The sequence below is a fragment of the Patescibacteria group bacterium genome (assembly GCA_040387855.1).
Lineage (GTDB): Bacteria > Patescibacteriota > Minisyncoccia > Phycocordibacterales > JAKAEA01 > JAZKCY01.
The window spans coordinates 773,810-794,270 of record JAZKCY010000001.1 but is presented as its reverse complement, the minus strand read 5'-3'; the positions used below and the strand labels follow the sequence as shown (position 1 = coordinate 794,270).

Annotated in this window: 16 protein-coding genes; 15 read left to right on the top strand and 1 reads right to left on the bottom strand. The window is 38.4% G+C overall.

Features of this window, described 5'->3' with window-relative positions:
- The first annotated feature begins 2 nt into the window (after window positions 1-2).
- From V4519_04435 to V4519_04400, 8 genes are read left to right on the top strand one after another with little or no spacing between them, the layout of a single operon-like run.
- Entirely contained in the window at window positions 3-518 is a 516-nt protein-coding gene (locus V4519_04435) for a hypothetical protein (GenBank protein MES2437227.1), read from the top strand.
- Window positions 515-892, top strand: coding sequence for a F0F1 ATP synthase subunit delta (locus tag V4519_04430; protein MES2437226.1), 378 nt, complete (start codon window positions 515-517; stop codon window positions 890-892). The genes V4519_04435 and V4519_04430 overlap by 4 nt, the downstream gene beginning before the upstream one ends.
- Window positions 892-2,421 (top strand): F0F1 ATP synthase subunit alpha, encoded by a 1,530-nt coding sequence (gene atpA / locus V4519_04425; GenBank protein ID MES2437225.1) that lies wholly within the window; start codon window positions 892-894, stop codon window positions 2,419-2,421. Before V4519_04430 ends, atpA begins: the two co-directional genes overlap by 1 nt.
- A gap of 2 nt (window positions 2,422-2,423) precedes the next feature.
- Window positions 2,424-3,356: an ATP synthase F1 subunit gamma gene (atpG, locus tag V4519_04420; GenBank protein MES2437224.1), complete on the top strand. Its 933-nt coding sequence runs from the start codon at window positions 2,424-2,426 to the stop codon at window positions 3,354-3,356.
- A 5-nt stretch (window positions 3,357-3,361) separates the two neighbouring features.
- Window positions 3,362-3,547 carry a hypothetical protein gene (locus V4519_04415; protein ID MES2437223.1) on the top strand — a complete coding sequence of 62 codons (186 nt, stop codon included), beginning with the start codon at window positions 3,362-3,364 and terminating at the stop codon, window positions 3,545-3,547.
- Window positions 3,540-4,904 carry a F0F1 ATP synthase subunit beta gene (gene atpD, locus V4519_04410; GenBank protein MES2437222.1) on the top strand — a complete coding sequence of 455 codons (1,365 nt, stop codon included), beginning with the start codon at window positions 3,540-3,542 and terminating at the stop codon, window positions 4,902-4,904. Before V4519_04415 ends, atpD begins: the two co-directional genes overlap by 8 nt.
- A 1-nt stretch (window position 4,905) precedes the next feature.
- The gene (gene atpC / locus V4519_04405) at window positions 4,906-5,151 is read left to right on the top strand and encodes an ATP synthase F1 subunit epsilon (GenBank protein ID MES2437221.1); all 246 of its coding nucleotides are present in this window, start codon (window positions 4,906-4,908) and stop codon (window positions 5,149-5,151) included.
- 24 nt (window positions 5,152-5,175) lie between these two features.
- Window positions 5,176-6,249 carry a phospholipase D-like domain-containing protein gene (locus tag V4519_04400; protein MES2437220.1) on the top strand — a complete coding sequence of 358 codons (1,074 nt, stop codon included), beginning with the start codon at window positions 5,176-5,178 and terminating at the stop codon, window positions 6,247-6,249.
- Here V4519_04400 and V4519_04395 read toward each other — a convergent pair.
- Window positions 6,242-6,748, bottom strand: a complete 507-nt coding sequence (locus V4519_04395) for a hypothetical protein (protein MES2437219.1) — start codon at window positions 6,746-6,748, stop codon at window positions 6,242-6,244. The two genes, V4519_04400 and V4519_04395, sit on opposite strands and share 8 nt — an antisense overlap.
- A 76-nt stretch (window positions 6,749-6,824) precedes the next feature.
- Between V4519_04395 and V4519_04390 the strand changes: the two genes are divergently transcribed.
- The 7 genes from V4519_04390 (at window position 6,825) to V4519_04360 (ending at window position 20,444) form a co-directional block, all read left to right on the top strand.
- Window positions 6,825-13,967, top strand: a complete 7,143-nt coding sequence (locus V4519_04390) for a hypothetical protein (protein ID MES2437218.1) — start codon at window positions 6,825-6,827, stop codon at window positions 13,965-13,967.
- An 81-nt stretch (window positions 13,968-14,048) separates the two neighbouring features.
- Window positions 14,049-15,329, top strand: a complete 1,281-nt coding sequence (eno, locus tag V4519_04385) for a phosphopyruvate hydratase (protein ID MES2437217.1) — start codon at window positions 14,049-14,051, stop codon at window positions 15,327-15,329.
- 364 nt (window positions 15,330-15,693) lie between these two features.
- Window positions 15,694-17,208, top strand: coding sequence for a 2,3-bisphosphoglycerate-independent phosphoglycerate mutase (gene gpmI, locus V4519_04380; protein ID MES2437216.1), 1,515 nt, complete (start codon window positions 15,694-15,696; stop codon window positions 17,206-17,208).
- 64 nt (window positions 17,209-17,272) lie between these two features.
- Window positions 17,273-17,698 (top strand): DUF1761 domain-containing protein, encoded by a 426-nt coding sequence (locus V4519_04375; protein MES2437215.1) that lies wholly within the window; start codon window positions 17,273-17,275, stop codon window positions 17,696-17,698.
- An 11-nt stretch (window positions 17,699-17,709) separates the two neighbouring features.
- The gene (locus tag V4519_04370) at window positions 17,710-18,996 is read left to right on the top strand and encodes an FAD-binding oxidoreductase (GenBank protein ID MES2437214.1); all 1,287 of its coding nucleotides are present in this window, start codon (window positions 17,710-17,712) and stop codon (window positions 18,994-18,996) included.
- A gap of 7 nt (window positions 18,997-19,003) precedes the next feature.
- A complete protein-coding gene (locus V4519_04365) occupies window positions 19,004-20,050 on the top strand; it encodes an AI-2E family transporter (GenBank protein ID MES2437213.1) in 1,047 nt (348 codons plus the stop codon).
- Complete coding sequence (locus V4519_04360; GenBank protein MES2437212.1) at window positions 20,031-20,444, top strand: hypothetical protein; 414 nt, start codon at window positions 20,031-20,033, stop codon at window positions 20,442-20,444. The genes V4519_04365 and V4519_04360 overlap by 20 nt, the downstream gene beginning before the upstream one ends.
- Window positions 20,445-20,461 lie beyond the last annotated feature (17 nt).

The window sequence follows — 20,461 nt, the reverse complement described above, 5'->3', positions numbered from 1 at the left end:
GAATGCATGAACTCCTCACACAATTTGGAGTTGATTGGAAACTACTGTTAGCACAGATAGTTAATTTTACGATACTGTTAATTCTTCTTAAGAAATTTGCATATGCTCCGCTTATAGGCATGTTGAAGAAGAGACAGAGAATAATTAAAGAAGGTATTGAAGCAAGTGAAGAATCACAAAGAAAACTTGTTGAAGCAAAGAATATAGAGAAACAAATTATTTTGAAGGCAGAACAAACTTCACTTGATATTGTTTCAGAAGCAGAAAATATAGCTTCTACCCAAGCAAAACAAATAGTTGAATCAGCACACTTGAAAAGTGATCACGTTATTGCCCAAGGACAGAAGAAACTTGAAGAAGAGCACAGGAAGCTTAATGAAGAGGTAGAGAGGTCTGCACAACTTCTTGTTGCTAATGGTTTGGCACGAGTGATAGGCAAGCTTGATCAACCTGAACGGGATAAAGCTCTCATACAAGAAGCTTTGCGAGAACTTAAAGCAATCTCATCATCATCATGAAATATTCATCTCGACAGTATGCACATGCTTTGTACTATGCTTTAAAAGATAAGCCTATGAGTGAGCATGCAGATCTAATCAGCAATTTTATGCATAGTGTGCGAGTTCGAAAAGATACTAAGCTCTTACCGGCGATACTTACGAGCTTTGAAAAGTTATATTTGAAAGATGAAAAACTAAAGAAGGTAACAGTAGAATCAGCATCACCCATAAGTGTAGAGATAAGAAAAGATATTGAAAATGCTCTAGGTACCGGAATTAGATTGAAAGAAAAAGTAATGCCAGAATTACTAGCCGGAATTAAACTATATATTGATGATGAGATACTCATCGATGCAAGTGCAAAAACTAGAATAAATAATCTCTTTGTATAATGTCGGACATCATAGAAAATTTAAAGAAAGAAATTGAAGGAGCACAGCTCGAAGTACGCGCTCAAAAAATAGGTACTGTTATTGAAGTTGGAGACGGTATTGCTCGAGTGTCTGGATTGCGTGATATTGCAATGCAAGAAATGATTCAATTTGAAACTGCTCATGGGAAAGTAGATGGTGTAGCATTTAATCTTGAAGAAGATACTGTTGGAGCAATTGTGTTGGGTAATGCTGAATTTATTCGTGAGGGTGATTTGGTAACTCATAAAGGTAATTTACTATCAGTACCTGTAGGAGAAGATCTCATCGGAAGAGTTGTCGACGCCCTTGGGAATCCTCTTGATGGGAAAGGCCCGTTATTTGATACTCATCAAAAAATAACCATGTATCCTGTTGAACGTGTTGCTCCAGGTGTAACAGATCGAGAACCAGTAAACACTCCAATTCACACAGGAATTAAAGCTGTAGATGCAATGATTCCTATTGGACGTGGTCAGCGTCAGCTTATTATTGGTGATAGACAAACAGGCAAAACATCTATAGCTATAGATACTATTATTAATCAAAAAAGTGACACACGATTTACTACTCCAATTTGTATTTATGTTGCTATTGGTCAAAAAGAATCTAAAGTAGCAAAGCTAATTGCTAAGCTTGAAGAAGCAGGTGCATTAGAATACTCGATTATAGTTTCGGCACCCGCATCGACATCAGCATCGATGAGATATATTGCACCCTATGCTGCTACCGCAATGGGAGAGTATTTTATGCATAAGGGAAAAGATGTTGTTATTATTTATGATGATCTTTCAAAACATGCAGTGAGTTATCGAGAAATTTCATTGTTGCTTCGACGACCTCCAGGTAGAGAAGCATTTCCTGGAGATATTTTTTACCTGCATTCACGATTATTGGAACGATCTGCTCGTCTCCGAAAAGAAAAAGGTGGGGGATCAATGACTGCACTTCCAATTATTGAAACTCAGTTGAGTGATGTGTCTGCCTATATTCCTACAAATGTTATTTCAATTACTGATGGTCAGATTTATCTTGAGTCAGAGTTGTTTAATAAAGGTACGAGACCCGCTATTAACCCTGGACTTTCTGTGTCGAGAGTAGGAGGAGCTGCACAAACAAAAGCAATGAAAAAGATTGCTGGTAAAATGCGATTGGATTTAGCTCAGTATCGAGAGCTTGCTGCATTTTCTCAGTTTGCTTCAGACCTCGACGAATCAACAAAAAAGATTCTTGAAAAAGGTAAGAAAGTAAGTGAAATTTTGAAACAGCCAGAATTAGAACCGCTTCCGTTTTATTATCAGGTTGTAGAAATCTTTGCTGTTTCAAATGGGTATTTCGATGCTGTTCCAGCAAAAAACATTCAGGCACGAGCTAAAGATTTAATTGTGTACCTGCATAAGATGCACCGTGGAATTCTTGAAACAATAGAAAAAACGGGGGAGTTATCTCAAGAAACTATTGATACACTTAAAGCTGCTTTGGAAGAATTCAATCGAGTCACTCCACAATAATTATGCAGTCGCTTCGAGACATAAAAAAACGAATACACTCTGTTAAAAACATTGCGCAAATCACAAAGGCAATGGAAGTAGTTTCAATGACAAAAATGCGACGCAGTCAGCATTTTGCATTAGCAGCTCGGCCGTTTGCTCTTGCATCACTCAAAATGCTTGGTCATATTTTGAAAAAGTCTTCGCAAAAGAATGTGCCTTTATTACTGAAATCTCGTGAAATAAAGAAAGTACTGCTTGTTGTAATTACTGCGGATAAAGGTTTGGTGGGAGGATTTAATGATACGGTTCTCGATAAAGCTGATCATATACTTCAAAAGTATAATGAAAAGCATACACCAGTAGATATTGTGGTAGTAGGTAAGAAAGCTCGAGATCATTTTGAGCATCGCCATATTCATCCGATAAAAAGCTTTATTGGATTTGGAGATTTTACACAGTTTTCAGAGACTACAGAAGTTGCACAAAGTATAGTAAACGGTTTTCATAAAAACTCCTGGCAAGCTGTAGAAATTATCTATACTCATTTTAAAACAACCCTTAAACAAAAAACGGTTCACAAGCAATTGTTACCTGCATCAGAAGAATCACTTACAGAGTTTATTCAAGAAATTATTCCAGAGTATGGAAAGTATAGTGATATTAGAGACAAATCATTGCCAGAATCACATTATAATTACACATATACTTTTGAACCAAGTCCTGAGAAGATTGTTGTGCCGTTAGTAGAAAATATTTTAAAGACTGCATTGCATCATATAATGCTTGAATCTAATGCTTCAGAACATTCAGCTCGTATGGTAACAATGAAAAGTGCTACAGATAATGCAAGTGAATTGAAAGATACCCTTACGCTAGAAATGAATAAAGCACGTCAAGCGGGAATCACATCTGAGATTAGTGAGATTATAGCTGGTGCAGAAGCCTTATCATAAAATATATGACAATCATTTGGAACAAAGTAACATGGTATTCAAAATTTGCAGCAGTAATTTTTTTCTTTGTCATATTCCCTGTGTGGGCATTTATTGTTGGAATGAAGTTTGAAGATACATTGCATGTAATTAGAGAAGTGGATGAAATCCCCGTTTTTGTTTATCCAGGTAAAGAAAATATTTATGAATAAAGGTACTATCACACAAATCATTGGAACAGTAGTAGATGTACGATTTGAGGCAGGTAAGCTTCCTGAAATAAATCATGCCCTTGAAGTTATTAAGGGTAAAGAAAAAGTTGTCCTTGAAGTAGCTCGACATTTGGGTTATGGAATTGTTCGAGCAATTGCACTTGCATCAACAGATGGCCTAATTCGTGGTATGGAAGTAGTTGATACAGGAGCTGCTTTATCTGTGCCAGTTGGACCTGGAGTGTTGGGTAAACTTTTTAATGTGTTTGGAGAGACACTAGATGGCTCAATTGTGAATTCTACAAAGCGATGGCCAATTCATCGCCCCGCTCCAGCGCTTACCGAGCAAACTACAAAGACTGAGGTTTTTGAAACGGGAGTAAAAGTAATTGATCTTTTAGCTCCATTTATTAGAGGAGGAAAAGTTGGATTATTCGGAGGAGCAGGAGTGGGAAAGACTGTGCTATTAAAAGAGCTCATCCGAAACGTGGCTGAAGAATCGGGGGGAGTATCTGTGTTTGCTGGAGTAGGAGAACGAACTCGAGAAGGAACTGATTTGCTTCTTGAAATGCAAGAATCAGGTGTGCTCGATAAAGCAGCCCTCGTATATGGACAGATGAATGAAGTACCAGGTGCGCGATTGCGAACTGCACTCTCTGCACTTACCATGGCAGAATATTTTAGAGATGAAGAAGGGAAAGATGTGCTTTTGTTTATTGATAATATTTTTAGATTTTCTCAAGCAGGATCTGAGGTGGCAGCACTTTTAGGAAAGATGCCTTCAGCTGTAGGATATCAATCGACTCTAGCATCGGAGATGGGTGAGCTTCAAGAACGAATCACTTCAACAAAAAAAGGTGCTATTACATCGGTGCAAGCAATTTATGTGCCTGCTGATGATATTACCGATCCCGCTCCAGCTGCAGTGTTTGCTCACTTAGATTCAACCATCGTGCTTTCACGAGCACTTACTGAGCTTGGAATTTATCCAGCGGTTGATCCATTGGCTTCAACATCATCTGCTCTTCAACCCGAAGTTGTAGGAGAAGATCATTATGCAGTTGCGAGAGAAGTTCAAGAAATCCTCCAGCATTATGCAGAGCTTCAAGATATTATTGCTATTTTGGGAATTGATGAACTTTCTCCGGAAGATAAAATTGTGGTAGCACGAGCTCGACGAATTCAAAAGTTTCTCTCTCAGCCGTTTTATGTTGCAGAAGTATTTAGTAATATTCCTGGCGTGTTTGTGAAGCGAGAAGATACTGTTCGAAGTTTCCGAGAGATCCTTGATGGTAAGCATGATCATAAACCAGAAGAAGCATTTTATATGAAGGGAAGTATTGATGATGTAAAATAGTATGCATCTTAGTATTCTTACAATTGAAAAATCGCTATTTGATGGAAATGTAAAAGAAATCATTGCGCGTACAAGTGCCGGTGAGATTACAATTTTGCCTCAGCATATTCCTCTTATTTCAAAATTAGAATCTGGTAATCTTAGAATTATAGATGAGAACGATAAAAAGCATGAATTTATGATTTCTTCAGGATTTCTAGAAATACAACCTGAAAGCAAAATTGTCGTACTTGTAGATGCTGTATAAATCCATGCTATAGTACGAGTGTCAATGTCTGAGGTAAACGTACAATTTTATACAAAAACGTCTGATGCATGGGAGGCGATGCTGGCCGACCTTGAAAAGGCAACAAAAACTATTGATCTTGAGCAATATATTTTTACTATTGATTCTATTGGGCGAAGATTTATTGAGGTGTTAGAACGGAAATCACGTGAGGGTGTAGTAGTGCGAATGTTGTGCGATACGGTGGGTAGCTGGAATTTTTATCGTTCACTTGTGCCTGATTTGCTTAATCACTTGGGAATTCGAATTCGGTTTTTTAATCCTATAAGCCCTTGGCGAATTACAAACTTTACATCAAATTTTTTTCGTGACCATCGGAAGTTATTGATAATAGATAATCAAATTGGTCACATTGGAGGTGTGGGTATTCAAGCTGATATGGCAGATTGGCGTGATACTCACATGCGAGTCATTGGGCCACTAGCAGAAGAAATGACCGTGAGCTTTGAAGCATTGTGGTCGAGCGTGGATAAACCGCATTTGGCTCGTTTTAAGAAAGTAGTTCAATTTGTTAAGCAATTCAACCTTCAAGTAAATTATCCGCGCTTCAGACAGCGATATATCTATCAAGCGCTTATTGCTAATATTCGCTCTGCTAAAAAATACGTGTATCTAACCACTCCGTATTTTATTCCAGATATTCGCTTGTATCGGGTGCTACGCTTGGCTGCAAAAAAGGGCGTTGATGTACGCCTTATAGTTCCAGATATTGCTGATCACGTATTCGTAAATCATGCACGTGAATCATATTTTACCTTGGCTTTAAAATCAGGAATTAAGATCTACAGATATAAGGATGTGATGATGCATGCAAAGACTGCAGTAGTAGATGACACTTGGGGTACAGCAGGAAGCTTTAATTTAGATAGTTTAAGCTTTTATTTTAATCACGAAATAAATATTTCAAGTTCTGATCTAACTTTTATACATACTATCAAACGACATTTCCATGAGGACTTACTTATGTGTGAAGAAGTAACACATGATCGTTGGGTCAAGAGATCATTTAGAAAAAAGTTTTTAGAACTCTTGACGTGGCCATTTCACAGTATTATGTAGCACTGTTTGTTTGCTCTTTTTGATTGAAGGCACAATACCACATCACTGCAAAAGAAAATAAAATGACGAGCGCTCCAAGTGTTTGCATCCCGTATGCAATTGCATCAGTGTGCTGCAATAAATTTGTTTCAGATAAAAGATAATTCCAGTCATGGCCGGCTGCATCGCCGCCCAAAAGCGGAAGCTGCATTATTACTGCATCTTTTGCATAGAGAGAAACATTAATGATATTTTGACCTACCCATGCGCCTAGGATTGATGCTGAGAAAAAATCTCTTCTGCTAAGAAAATATGCCGCGCAAAGTAAGGGGACTGCTATTTGAAATCCACTACCCATAGCTACTTGTATAAATTCTCCTAAAAAGAAAAAGATAGTATGTCCTGCTTCATGAAATATAAGATTTGCGTTATCTATAAAATGCCAATCCGTAACAGTAAGTAGATAGTGACCGAAATAAAGGGTTGTTGCTAAGGCACCTAAAATTCTCTGTGATTTCATTATATATAGTATAGCAGAGCAACCGTTGAAAACTTTCCTTGTTTATCAGGATATTTACCCTATAATAAGGATAACAATGAGTCTGCTTACAAAAGTGTACAGAAAAATAAGAATAAGGTTAGTAAAAGCGTTAACGTTTGTGCTTATTGTTGCAACACTTTTCGGAAGCTTGCCAAGCACATTAACCCTACCACTTTTAACTCCAAACACTGCACGTGCTGAAACCACAGGAAATAAAGTTCCCGCATCTGCGGCTGCGGTAACCTCTAATGCTGGAGATAATAACGGATTTGAAACGGGAGCCGTTTCAGCTGTTAGTGCTGATGATGGTTCGTACATGAGTAGCACAAATACCAACAGTTCATCATCTATTGATGAGTGTGCCCTTACAACAGTTGGAGCCGATCAACATGACTTCTATGATTTCACATTGGGAGTAACTCCAAATTCAACCATTGATGGCATTACTGTTACTGCAAACGGAAATTATGACAGTAACTCCGGAGCTAATTATTTTTGTGTATTTCTTTCACATGATGGTGGAACGAGTTGGACAACAGGTATAAACTCAGCTGATATTGGTACTGCAGATGTTACTTCCATATACGGAGGTAGCTCAGATACCTGGGGGCGTACATGGACAGCAGATGAATTAAGTAATGCGAATTTTCGTGTGCGAGTGATGACTCTTGTAGCAAACACATTGCGTGATGCTGAACTTGATTATCTTGCTGTTGAAGTAGATTACACTGTAAATCAAACGCCACTTGCTCTTACATCAGCAAGTAATGAAACCTATGCAATCGGCCAAGGAGCTACGGCTATTCCTGCTATTACTGTAGTGGGGAATACAAATGTAACTGCAGCCAACGACATTCGAATTGCAATCGATAATGATAGTGGATTTAATTACTTGTGGGATACATCTGATACAACAGCATCAATCAGCGGAACAGGTTCTTCTAAAGTTTCAGGAACTGTAAGCTATGAAGACAGTGGTAGAATTCTTGTCATAAATGTCACCTCAGATTTTGCTGATGCTGAAACCATAGCAATTTCTGGACTTTCATATACATCGTTTAGTGGATCCGCAAAAACAGGAACTGGAGCACTGAAATTATACGTTGATGGCGTATCCGATACGGTAGTTGATGCAACTGATACTGCCACTGTGACTATTAAGGGTTCAGCAGTTCTTGCCAATCACACCTTAAGTCAAGTCACTGATAAATTTCAAAATGAAGAAACCGCAACTACTACTGAATTGTACAGATTTGCATTAACCAATACAGGTGAAAGTGCTTCAACGAGTCTTTCATTTGATCTTTCTTCAGTTGCAGGAATCACAACTTCTGACATTACAAATGCAGAATTACATTTAGACATAAACGGAGATGGAATAGTAGCTCCTGATGGTTCATGGACAACAAGTTATGATACTCCATTATCTGATTTACAATCTTTAGAAATAGATACAACTAATAATATTTTATATGCAGGTGGTAAGCTGGGCGGTATTATTTATCGCTGTGATTTTTCTACCGAGTGTGATAGCGAATCAGACTGGACCTTGAGTTTGGACTCACCAGGTGTCGACGTGTGGGATATACTTTTTGATTCTAATAGTGGCGTTCTTTACGCAGGTACCGGAAGTTCGGGAATTATTTATCGTTGTGATACTACAACTTCATGTAATGAGAGTTCAGATTGGACGACAAGTTATGATGACCCAAGTTCTATTTATATAATCACACTTGGTTTTGATTCAGTAAATAATGTTTTGTATGCAGGTGGTGATAGCTATGGGGTTGTAATGCGATGTGCGACTTCAACAGGATGTAATGAACAAAGTGATTGGACAACCAGTCTTGATTCTGCTGGTACGCATATGTTTTCTCTTACATTTGATCCAACCAATGAGGTAATGTATGTAAGTTCTGAAAATTTAGGCATTATATATCGTTGCGAAACATCTACCAACTGTGACGATACTGCAGACTGGACAGTAAGTCTTGATACAACAGAAACTGGGTATAGAGGGATAGGTATTGATACCCGAAATAATGTTTTATATGCGGGTAGCTATCCAAATGGCATTATTTATCGTTGTGATACAAGTACTAATTGTGATGCGAGTGGGGATTGGTCAATTGCAGTTGATACAGCCGCAGGTTATACGTACTCAGTGACTGTAAATACAGTTACAAACAAAATATATGCAGGTACTGGTCAAAATGCTGATCTTTATGAATGTGATCTAACAACTGCGTGTGATGCATCGGGAGAATGGACCTTGGTATATGATCAAGTTCTAGAAACTAGTAACTTTTCGTACCCTATGGTTGTTGATGTGAATAATAATATCATGTATTCAAGTGGTAACGATCAAGGAATCATTTTACGCAAATTTGCTGGTGATCCTGAAACATCCCAAACAGGGATTGTTGAAGTTACTGGTTCTACCGGCTCAATTACATTTACGAGTGCATCGTTACCAATTGGTACTCACGATTATATTCTTAAAGGCACAGTATCAAACATTGGACCAGGTGATACTATGACTGTTGGTCTTTCTACTACTAACATGGATTCAACGGGAGATGTTTCTGGCCAGACGTTATCAGTAACAGGAAGTGCTACAAATGTAACACATGCAGCTTCTTCTCTTATTACTATTGAATCAGCAATTAATGAAACATACGAATTAGGTCAGGGAACTACAGCCATTCCAGCGGTTAGTGTAGTGGGGAATACAAATGTAACTGCAGCCAACGACATTCGAATTGCAATCGATAATGATAGTGGATTTAATTACTTGTGGGATACATCTGATACAACAGCATCAATCAGCGGAACAGGTTCTTCTAAAGTTTCAGGAACTGTAAGCTATGAAGACAGTGGTAGAATTCTTGTCATAAATGTCACCTCAGATTTTGCTGATGCTGAAACCATAGCAATTTCTGGACTTTCATATACATCGTTTAGTGGATCCGCAAAAACAGGAACTGGAGCACTGAAATTATACGTTGATGGCGTATCCGATACGGTAGTTGATGCAACTGATACTGCCACTGTGACTATTAAAGGATCAAGTACTTTATCAAATAATAGTGCGGGTCAAGTTCTTAATAAATTTCAAAGTGAGGACACGTCAACTACCACAGAATTATATGGGTTTCAAATCACCAATGCAGGTGAAAGTTCATCTGTGGCATTGACGTTTGATCTTTCTTCTATAACAGGGATATCGAGTGGTGACATTACCAATGCTAGTGTTTATGCCGATAAAAATAATGATGGGGCTGTTTCAAGTGTTGGCAGTGTTACAACTTCATTTGATGGAACCGAATCAAATATATACGCAATTGTTCAGGATACCGAAAACGAAGTTCTTTATGCAGGGACCGATACAAATGGCATTATTTATCGTTGTATGATTTCAACAGGGTGTGATGCATCTGGAGATTGGACTGTTAGTTATGATACATCCGAATCAACTATTAATTCTCTGACATATGATTCTGTAAATAATATTATATATGCAGGTTCAGGAAGCGGAGGCATTATTTTCCGCTGTGATACAACGACAGGGTGTGATGCATCTGGAGATTGGACAACGAGCTATGATACGTCCGCAACTACTATTGATTCTCTCATGGTTGACTCTGTAAATAATATTATATATGCAGGTTCAGGAAGTGGAGGCATAATTTTCCGTTGTGATGCAACCACTGGATGTAATGAATCTGGAGATTGGACAACTAGTTATGATACTACTGCAACCACTATCTATGCTTTTACCATGGATACCAACAATAATATTATATATGCGGGTTCTGGTAGTGGGGGTGTTATTTTCCGCTGTGATACAACGACAGGTTGTGATGCATCAGGTGACTGGACAACGAGCTATGATACGTCCGCACTTCAAATTCGATCAATGGTATTTGATTCTATCAGTAGTGTTCTCTATGCAGGTTCTGGTACAGATGGAATACTTTATCGCTGTGATACAACGACAGGTTGTGATGCATCAGGTGACTGGACAGTAAGTAATGACACGGTTTACACTTCTATTTTATCTTTGCTTTTTGATAGTGAAACAAAGACGCTGTATTATGGTTCATCAGGTGGAGGTTCATATGTATATAAATGTGTTATTACTACTGGATGTGATGCTTCTGGAGATTGGACTTATGTTACTGTGTTTGGTGAAGAGGCTGCATATTCAATGGTTTTAGATTCTAAAAATGGAGTTCTTTATATAAGTACCGGTACCTCTGGAAGAATTTACAGAAGATTCCTAGGAGATCCTCAGATTTTTACCTCACCAACAACTTCTATTATAGGAGCTACTGGAACAATAACGTTTCCAGCAACAACGGTACCTAATGGAGTAAATGATTTTATACTTAAAGCTACCGTATCAAATATTGTTACCAATGACACAATAACTTTCGGTCTTACTAATTCAAATATTACTTCAACTGGTACAGTCTCAGGCGTATCCCTAACAGTGACAGGAAGTGCATCAAATGCTACTCATATTGCTGCGTCTCCAATTAGTATTACATCAGATGCAAACCAGACATTTTATATGGGGCAAGCTTCTACTCCTATTTCGCCAATTACGCTTGTTGGTGGTAGTGCACTAACAGCAACCAATAACATCCGAATTGCTATCGCAACTACAACAGGATTTACGTACCTTTGGGATACTACAGATACTACAGCAACAATCTCAGGTACTGGATCTTCAAAAGTTTCAACTACGGTGAGTTATGAAGGTGGGGGAAGTGTTTTAGTTATTGATGTGACTTCAAATTTTGCCCTTGAAACTATAATCATTTCCGGCCTATCATATACGAATTTTACAGGTGTTGCATATTCAGGTGCTGGGGCATTGAAGTTATTCACAGATGGACCGACAGATAGTTCTTCAGATGTAAGTGATACTCAAACAGTAAGCCTCATAGGAGGTAGTATCCTTTCCAGTCATTCGAGCAGTCAGGTGACAAATAAATTTTTAGCAGGTTCTACAGCAACAACAACACGATTTTTTAGATTCAATCTCAACACTTTGGGAGAAAGAGCGTCAACGACACTTACGTTTGATTTATCATCAGTTTCAGGTATTTCAGATTCAGACATGACGGATTTTGTAGTATATTCAGACCTCAATAATGACGGTTCTATTTCAGCTGCAACGTCATGGTCTACTGGCTATAGTAATACTACGGATAGTACTATTGAAACTATAATTTTTGATGAAAGAAATAGAGTTATCTATACGGGAGGTGCAAATGGTCGTATCTATAGATGTGTAGCTTCATCAGGTTGTGATGCTTCAGGTGATTGGACAACGAGTCTTGATTCAACTGAATCAACAATCAACTCTTTAATTATCGATACGACAAACAATGTTCTCTATGCAGGTTCTGGTACGGGAGGGATTATTTATCGATGTGCACTATCAACGAGTTGTGATGCTTCAGGTGATTGGACGACAAGCTACGATACAGCTGATAGTACTATTTACAGCTTTGGTTTTGATGCGGCAAATGGAGTTTTATATGCGGGTACTGGAAGTCAGGGGTATATCCTTCGATGTAATACAAGTACAGGTTGCGATGCAATGATAGATTGGCAACTTGGCGGTGGTTATGATTCAACGGAATCATCAATTTATGATTTTGTGGTTGATAGCGTATCAAATATAATCTATGCAAGTACAGGAAGTAATGGATTAGTGTATCGCTGCGAGACATCAACAGGATGTGATGCTGCATTGGAATGGACAACAAGTTTTGATTCACCTGAGTCAGATATTTACACATTGTCTATAGATACAGAAAATAGAATCCTGTATGCAGGATCAGGTACTGGTGGAATTATTTATCGTTGTGCTCTGTCAACAAGTTGTGACGCATCAGAGGATTGGACAACGAGTTATGATACTTCAAATAGTAATATAAATAGTCTGGTATTCGATTCTGTAAACAATGTGATGTATGCAGCAACGGGAGAAACGGGTGTAATATATAGTTGTGAAACTTCATCAGGTTGTGATGCCTCAGGGGATTGGGTAATAAGCCATGATAGTGCGCTCACTTCAGTACAAGCACTTGCATATGATTCGATAAGAAATGTTGTGTACGCTGGCGCCTATGATACTCTCTCAACTAATGTCGTTGTGTATCGTAAGTTTTCAGGTGATCAAGTGGTATTTAATTCACCAACTATTTCTATAGGTGGATCCACTGGTACGATTGCCTTTACTGCAACAAGCACTCTTCCTGTTGCAAATCTTGGATATATACTTTATGGGACTGTATCAAACTTGGTAGAAGACGACACGATGACTGTCGGATTAACAAATTCTAAGATCTTTCAAAGTGGTGTGGTTAGTGGAAGTACAATTTCAGCAACAGGAAGTGTTGCGAATGCAATTCATACTATGGCACCACTAGTTATTGGAAGTCTTACCATTTTAAATCATACAATTGGTCAGATCTCCGATCAATTCATAGGAGTATCGTCGATTTCAGGCTCGCCATTATTCCGGTTTCAGCTGTTACCTACAGATGAAGATATTTCTATCAATAGACTTATTTTTAATTTAGTATCTTTACGTGGGTTTATTGGTAGCGATATAACTGCAGCAGAAATTGTTCAAGATACAAATAGTGATGGAGTCTTAAATGAGGATGAACCAGTTGTTGCTGAAGCTGGAGAAGTTTTGGTTAGTGGAAATGAAGGAAGTATTACATTTAATAATCAATTTACCTCTGATTCAGTTAAAGATTATTTTTTGAAACTTTCTGTATCAAATATTGCAATTTCAGACGAGATTTTAATTTCCGTTAATAGATCTTCAGTAACTGCTGTCGGACAAGAATCAAATACGTCTATTACTCCATTAGTTTCAGTAACTCCGGTATTTCACTATAGAATTGGAGCAAATGCTGGGCCTGGAGCAGGCGCTGGAATGTTTATTGGAGATCCAGCTCCAGAAGGTGATGGAGAGCAAACTGGTGGAGGTAATGGAGGAGGTGATGGAGCAGGAGAAGAAGCTCCTCCGGGCGATGGAAATCAAGGTGGCGGTGGTGGTGGTGGTGGAAGTGAAGCCTTCTTAAGACGAGGATCAAGCATGTTTGCTTCAGTTTGGTCTGCAGTGTGGGAATTTGTATCTACTAAAGTGGGTGATATGTTTTCATAGCACTTTACCTTCTTTAAAAACGTGATAGACTTCTCTTGTTAAGAATTTAGGTAAAAAGATAATAACTATTTTATATACAGTATGGCAAAAATTAAGGATATTAAGGGACGAGAAATTTTGGACTCTCGAGGGAATCCAACCGTAGAAGTTGACCTTTGGCTTGATGACGGCTCAATGGGCCGAGCAGCAGTACCATCAGGTGCTTCAACAGGAACTCATGAAGCAGTAGAGCTCCGAGACGGTGCAAAGCGATATGGTGGAAAGGGCGTTGAGAAAGCAGTAGAAAACGTAAATACTCATCTCAAGAAAGCGCTTAAGGGAAAAGAGTTTACTCAGCGAAGTATCGACGAAGCAATGATTGAGCTTGATGGAACTCCAAACAAAGGAAAGCTTGGAGCTAATGCTATCCTTGGAATCTCAATGGCATTCGCACATGCAACAGCAAAATCAAAGAAGCAACCTCTCTACAAATACTTCCAAACTATTTCAAAGACAAAGGAAGTACGATTGCCTCTTCCAATGATGAATATTTTAAACGGAGGAAAGCATGCTATTAAGTCAACCGACCTTCAGGAATTTATGGTAATGCCAGTTGGAGCAAAGACTTTCAAGCAAGCGCTTCAAATGGGAACCGAAGTATTCCATGCTCTTAAGAAGATTCTTGTATCAAAAGGATTTTCAACATCAGTAGGAGACGAAGGGGGATTTGCTCCATCACTTCCAAAGAACGAAGCTGCTATTGAAGTAATTCTCGAAGCTATCGAGAAAGCAGGATACAAGGCAGGAAAGGATATTGGAATTGCTATCGACGGTGCTGCATCAGAACTCTACAAGGATGGAAAATATCATCTCGAATCAGAAGGTAAAGTATTATCTTCAGAAGAAATGGTAGACCTCTATGCAGAATGGGTATCAAAGTATCCTATTGTTTCAATTGAAGACGGACTTTCAGAAGATGATTGGACTGGATACGAACTCATGACCAAGAAGATTGGAAAGAAAGTACAGATTGTGGGAGACGATCTATTTGTTACTAATCCTGAAAGATTGAAGCAGGGAATTGAACGAAAGGCTGCTAACTCAATCTTGATTAAACTCAATCAGATTGGAACAGTGTCAGAAACCATCGATGCTATCGTGATGGCACGAAACGCAGGATTCACATCAGTTGTATCACATCGATCTGGAGAAACAGAAGACACAACTATTTCAGATTTTGTAGTAGGACTTGGAACAGGACAGATCAAGACTGGATCACTTTGCCGATCAGAACGAACTGCTAAGTACAACCAGCTTCTCCGAATCGAAGAAATGCTTGCCGCAAAAGCAGTATTTCCAGGAAAGAATGCTTTCAAAGCGTAATTAGAAAAAATAAAAAGCCCCGGCTAGATCCGGGGCTTTTTTTTGTATAAAAATAAAAAACCGAGTCTAAACTCGGAGTGTGATCCACGAAATAATCTTCCTTGGTTGCATGCAGATGTACATACCCAAGATCAATACCACTAAACAGACGAGTGATGACACCACAATGGTAGTGCCACTGCTGGATGTCATACAGATGTAGCAACATCCTACGATCATCATGATCGTGATGATGAGTGCCAACACCTGAACGATGACCACTTTTCGATGATTGGGCATGTATCTCCTTGACTGGAGTTAAAATACCATATTATTTAAATATGTCAAATTGAAGAAAATGTATGAAATGCTACAGTATATATCTATGAAAAATAAGAACGTCACACTCATTGTTTTGGATGGTTGGGGTTATCGAGAAGAGTCAAAAGATAATGCAATTAAGGCTGCTAAGACGCCTGTATTTAATGCGCTCTGGGAAAAGTATCCTCATACATTGCTTGATGCATCAGGACTTGCTGTAGGCTTGCCTCAAGGCCAGATGGGCAACTCAGAAATCGGACATACTACTATTGGTGCTGGAAAAGTAATTGATACTGACTTGGTGCGAATTGCGAAGGCTATTACCAACGGAGAGTTTGAAACCAATCCTGCTTTTCGAGATTTGTTTGAACATGTGAAAAAGCATGATTCAACACTCCATGTAAAAGGACTCCTTGGAACTGGTGGTGTTCATGCTCACTCAGATCACCTCGTTGCATTTGTGCGCGCTGCCAAAAATGCCGGAGTAACAAAAATCGCTATTCATGTATTTACCGATGGCCGTGATGCTCCTCCTCAAAGTGCTGGTGACTTTTTAACAGATCTTGAAAAATCTCTTGAAGATATTGGTATTGGATTTATTGCCTCTGCTACAGGACGATTCTATGCTATGGATCGCGATAACAACTGGGATCGTATTCAGAAAGCTGAAGATGCACTTTTTCACGGTAAAGGTAAAACAATTCAAGGAACAAAGCCATCTGCTGTTGTGCGAGAACTTTATAAAGAAGGAAAGCTCGATGAACACCTTGAACCTATGGTGTTTCTAGATGAATCAGGAAAGGCATGGAAAGTAGAAAAAAACGATGGAGTATTCTTTTTCAACTTTCGCGCAGATCGAGCCCGACAAATCTCAAAGAAAATTGTAGAGAAAAAAGAAACACACAATATCTTGTTTGTGACTCTTACAGAATATGAAAAGACTCTCGCAGCAAAAGTGGCATATCCTCAAGCAACTATCGAAACAACACTTGCTGCAGAAATCTCAAAAGTAGGAATGACCCAAGCTCACTTGGCAGAAACAGAAAAGTTCCCCCATGCTACCTATTTCTTAAACGGAGGAAAAGAAAATCCTCATGAAGGCGAGTCACATATTCTTCTTGATAGTCGAAAAGATGTTCCAACACACGATTTAGCTCCAAAGATGCGAGCAGAAGCTATTGCTGACAAAGCAATTGAGGAAATAGAAAAGGGAACTAACTTTATCTTTATCAATTTTGCAAATCCTGACATGGTAGGCCACACCGCAAATGTTCCTGCAATTATTGAAGCAGTTGAGGAAGTAGATATGCAACTTGGAAGAGTAATTGCAGCTATTGAAAAGAACGGAGGTGTTGCATTTGTTACTGCTGATCACGGAAATGCAGAAGTAAATATCGATCCTATTACAGGAACCAAACATACTTCACATACTATTAATCCCGTGCCAGCAATTTTGACATCAGCTGATGGAGAGATGCGAACAGGCGGTGGACTTGCTGATATTACTCCAACTATTCTAGAAGTTCTTGATATCAAGCAGCCTGAATCAATGACTGGTACAAGTTTACTCAAAAAGTAATCTCAGCTGACAAACGGCCTAAAACGTGCTAAAATCGCTCTATTACAAGATAGATCTATTTTACATGCTCATCTATGCAATAAATGTGTTGCCTGTCGTGCTTGCAGCGTTCTCAACAATGGTCATTGGCATGCTCTGGTATTCACCAGTCATGTTTGGGACTAAATGGATGCAACTTGTAGGCATGACTGCTGAGATGACCCCTGAGGCAAAGAAGCGAGCAAAATTTGCCTATGTTTTTATGGCCATCTCAGCCGTGGTAATGGCATATGTTCTTGCTTTATTTATAGAAAATATGTTTGTACTCAGTATGAACGGAGCTCTCACCATTGCTTTGTTTGCATGGGTTGGATTTGTTGCAACATCAATGACAGGAGAGTATCTCTTTAATGCAAAGCCAAAGCCTTGGGCATTATATATATTAAACAGCGGATATTATCTTGTGGCCTTACTCGCGAATGCAATTATTATTTTCACGTTTATTAAGTAGTTAGGATTACTTTGAAAAAGCCGGCAAAAGAAGTTTATTGGTATACCTTAAAGAAGCCTAAACCGGTCCATTTGGATCGGGATCTTGTCGTGGATATTGTAGTGGTAGGAGGAGGCATGGCCGGACTTATGTGTGCTCAAAGAATTAGACGAGATAATAAAAACTTGAAAGTAGTTGTTGTTGAAGCTGGAATCTGTGGTGCGGGAGCTAGTGGAAAAAGCTCTGGATTTATCACACCTGACTCAGAGCTGGAACTTTCTGATTTGGTAAAAGAATACGGTGAAGAAAAGGCAAAAAAGTTGTGGGATTTTGTAAAAAAAGGGGTCACATCTATTAAAGAAACAATCCAACGTAGAAATCTTCCATGTGATTTTTCTGTACAAGATTCTCTCTACGTTGCAAATGATCAAAAAGGATACAAGAAAGTTGAAGCTGAATTTAGAGCACAAAAGAAAGCTGGGTATAATGCATTTCTTTTTGACGAAAAGAGAATTAAAAGTATTTTAGGTACTGATACATATATGGGAGGTGTCCGTACAAAAGATACATTTGGAATGATTTCATATTTATATTGCCAAGAGCTCAAAGAATCATTGCAGCGTGATAGTATGGCTATTTATGAAGAAACTCCTGTTACTGAAATAACTCCTGTAGGAATTAGAACTGAGAAGTTTATTATTCAAGCCGATAAAGTTGTCGTATGTACTGATCGATTTTTGCCAGATTTTAACATTGCAAAAGATGAGGTGTATCATGCTCAAACGTTTCTCGCTATTTCAGAGCCATTACCTCATGCATCAGTAAATGCACTTTTTCCAAATGCACCAGTTATGGTGTGGGATACTGATCTTATATATCAATACTATCGATTAGTTGAAGGTAATAGATTATTGCTTGGCTCATCAAGTATTGTTCATACATACAATAAAAATGAATCTTCATATACAGATGGTATTTTGCGAAAAATGTATCGCTATCTAAAAGAAAAATTTCCGCATGTACCTGTTCACTTTGAGTACATGTGGGGAGGACTCATAGGTGTATCAAAAGATTTTCTTCCTATAGCAGGAAGAGATCCAGTAAATAAAAATATGTTTTTTATTGGTGCTTGTGCTGGATTGCCTTGGGCTGCTAGCCTTGGAGAGTACATTGCTGATAAGATACTAGAAGGTAGGGATGAGTTTGATGAAGTGTTTTCACCATCTCGAAAATTTCCTCTTGGAAAGAATGCTCAAGTAATTTTGCGAAAGCCGCTCACATTTGCGTTAAGCCACGGTATAAAAAAATATTTTAAATAATAACATCATGGATACTACAAACAACCGATTACAACACAATTTCTTTCTGTTACTTTTAGCTGGGTCTGGGCTCATTATGTTTTTTATCTTTGCTCCATTTTTAACTGCGCTTATTTTAGCGTTCTCTTTTTCTGTAGTATTTCGACCACTTTATAATCGAATTCTAAAACATAGTAATGGTCGCTCAGGAATTTCAGCCTTGGCAACCGTAGGCGTTGTGATTGTTGCTGTGCTTATTCCTTTTGTATTAGTTGGAGGATTACTTTTGGCTGAAGCTCAAGGATTGTATAGTTCAATTGCATCAAATGGTGGAGGAGTGCAAGTGGTTTCACGAGGTGTGGAAAATATTGAAAGATATATTCAAGGGTTTGCCCCAAACGTAAATCTTAATGTTGCAGAATATGTGCAGTATGGATTGCAGTGGGTTGTCTCACATTTGGGCACGTTATTTTCAAGTTTTTTGAATATAACTATTGGTTTGTTTTTGATGTTAATTACGTTGTTTTATTTACTTCGAGATGGTGATGCATTAAAGTCGCACTATTTAAGTTTGAGTCCACTCTCAAATAAGTATGATCAAGAAATTCTCGAGCGACTTTCAGCTGCAATAAATTCTGTTATTAAAGGATCTCTCGTAATCGCAATAGTACAAGGAACATTGGCAGCACTCGGTGTATGGATATTTGGTCTTTCAAATCCTATTTTGTGGGGAGTGTGTGCAACAATCGCAAGTCTTATTCCTGGATTTGGAACAGCTCTTGTAATGTTCCCAGCTGTAGTATATCTATTCATTATTGGCGATACTGGAAACGGCATTGGATTATTAATTTGGCAAGTTGCAGTCGTTGGACTTGTTGATAACTTCCTCACACCATATTTATTAAACAGGGGAATTAAAATCCATCCACTCCTTGTTTTGATCTCAGTTCTTGGTGGAATTGTCTTCTTTGGTCCAATAGGATTTCTTCTTGGTCCAATTGTTCTTGCATTCTTCTTTGCACTTTTGCATATATATCCTATGATACTAACATCACATGTTGAAAAAGATCGTTAGATATTTTGATAAATTAGAGGACAGAATTCGAGGACGATTATCTCGCTATCCTATTATCTATACATTTATTGGAGGAGTTGGAATTGTTCTTTTTTGGAGAGGTGTATGGGTCACGACTGATCAACTTTCACTCTACTTGCCAGAAAATCTCTATTGGTTGAATGGCGTGCTCTCTGTAGCTGTAAGTTGTTTGCTGTTATTAATGACTGGTTTGTTCGTCTCATTCTTTATAACAGATAAAATTATATTATCGGGATTAAAACAAGAAAAGAAGCTTGTAGAACGTGAAGCCGCTGAACTTAGGGAAGAAGCTGATGAGATTAAACACCTTTCAAAAAGGTTTGAATTATTTGAGACAATTTTGAAAGATATTAAAGCTCGACTAGACAAATAGCATATTTATAGGTAAGA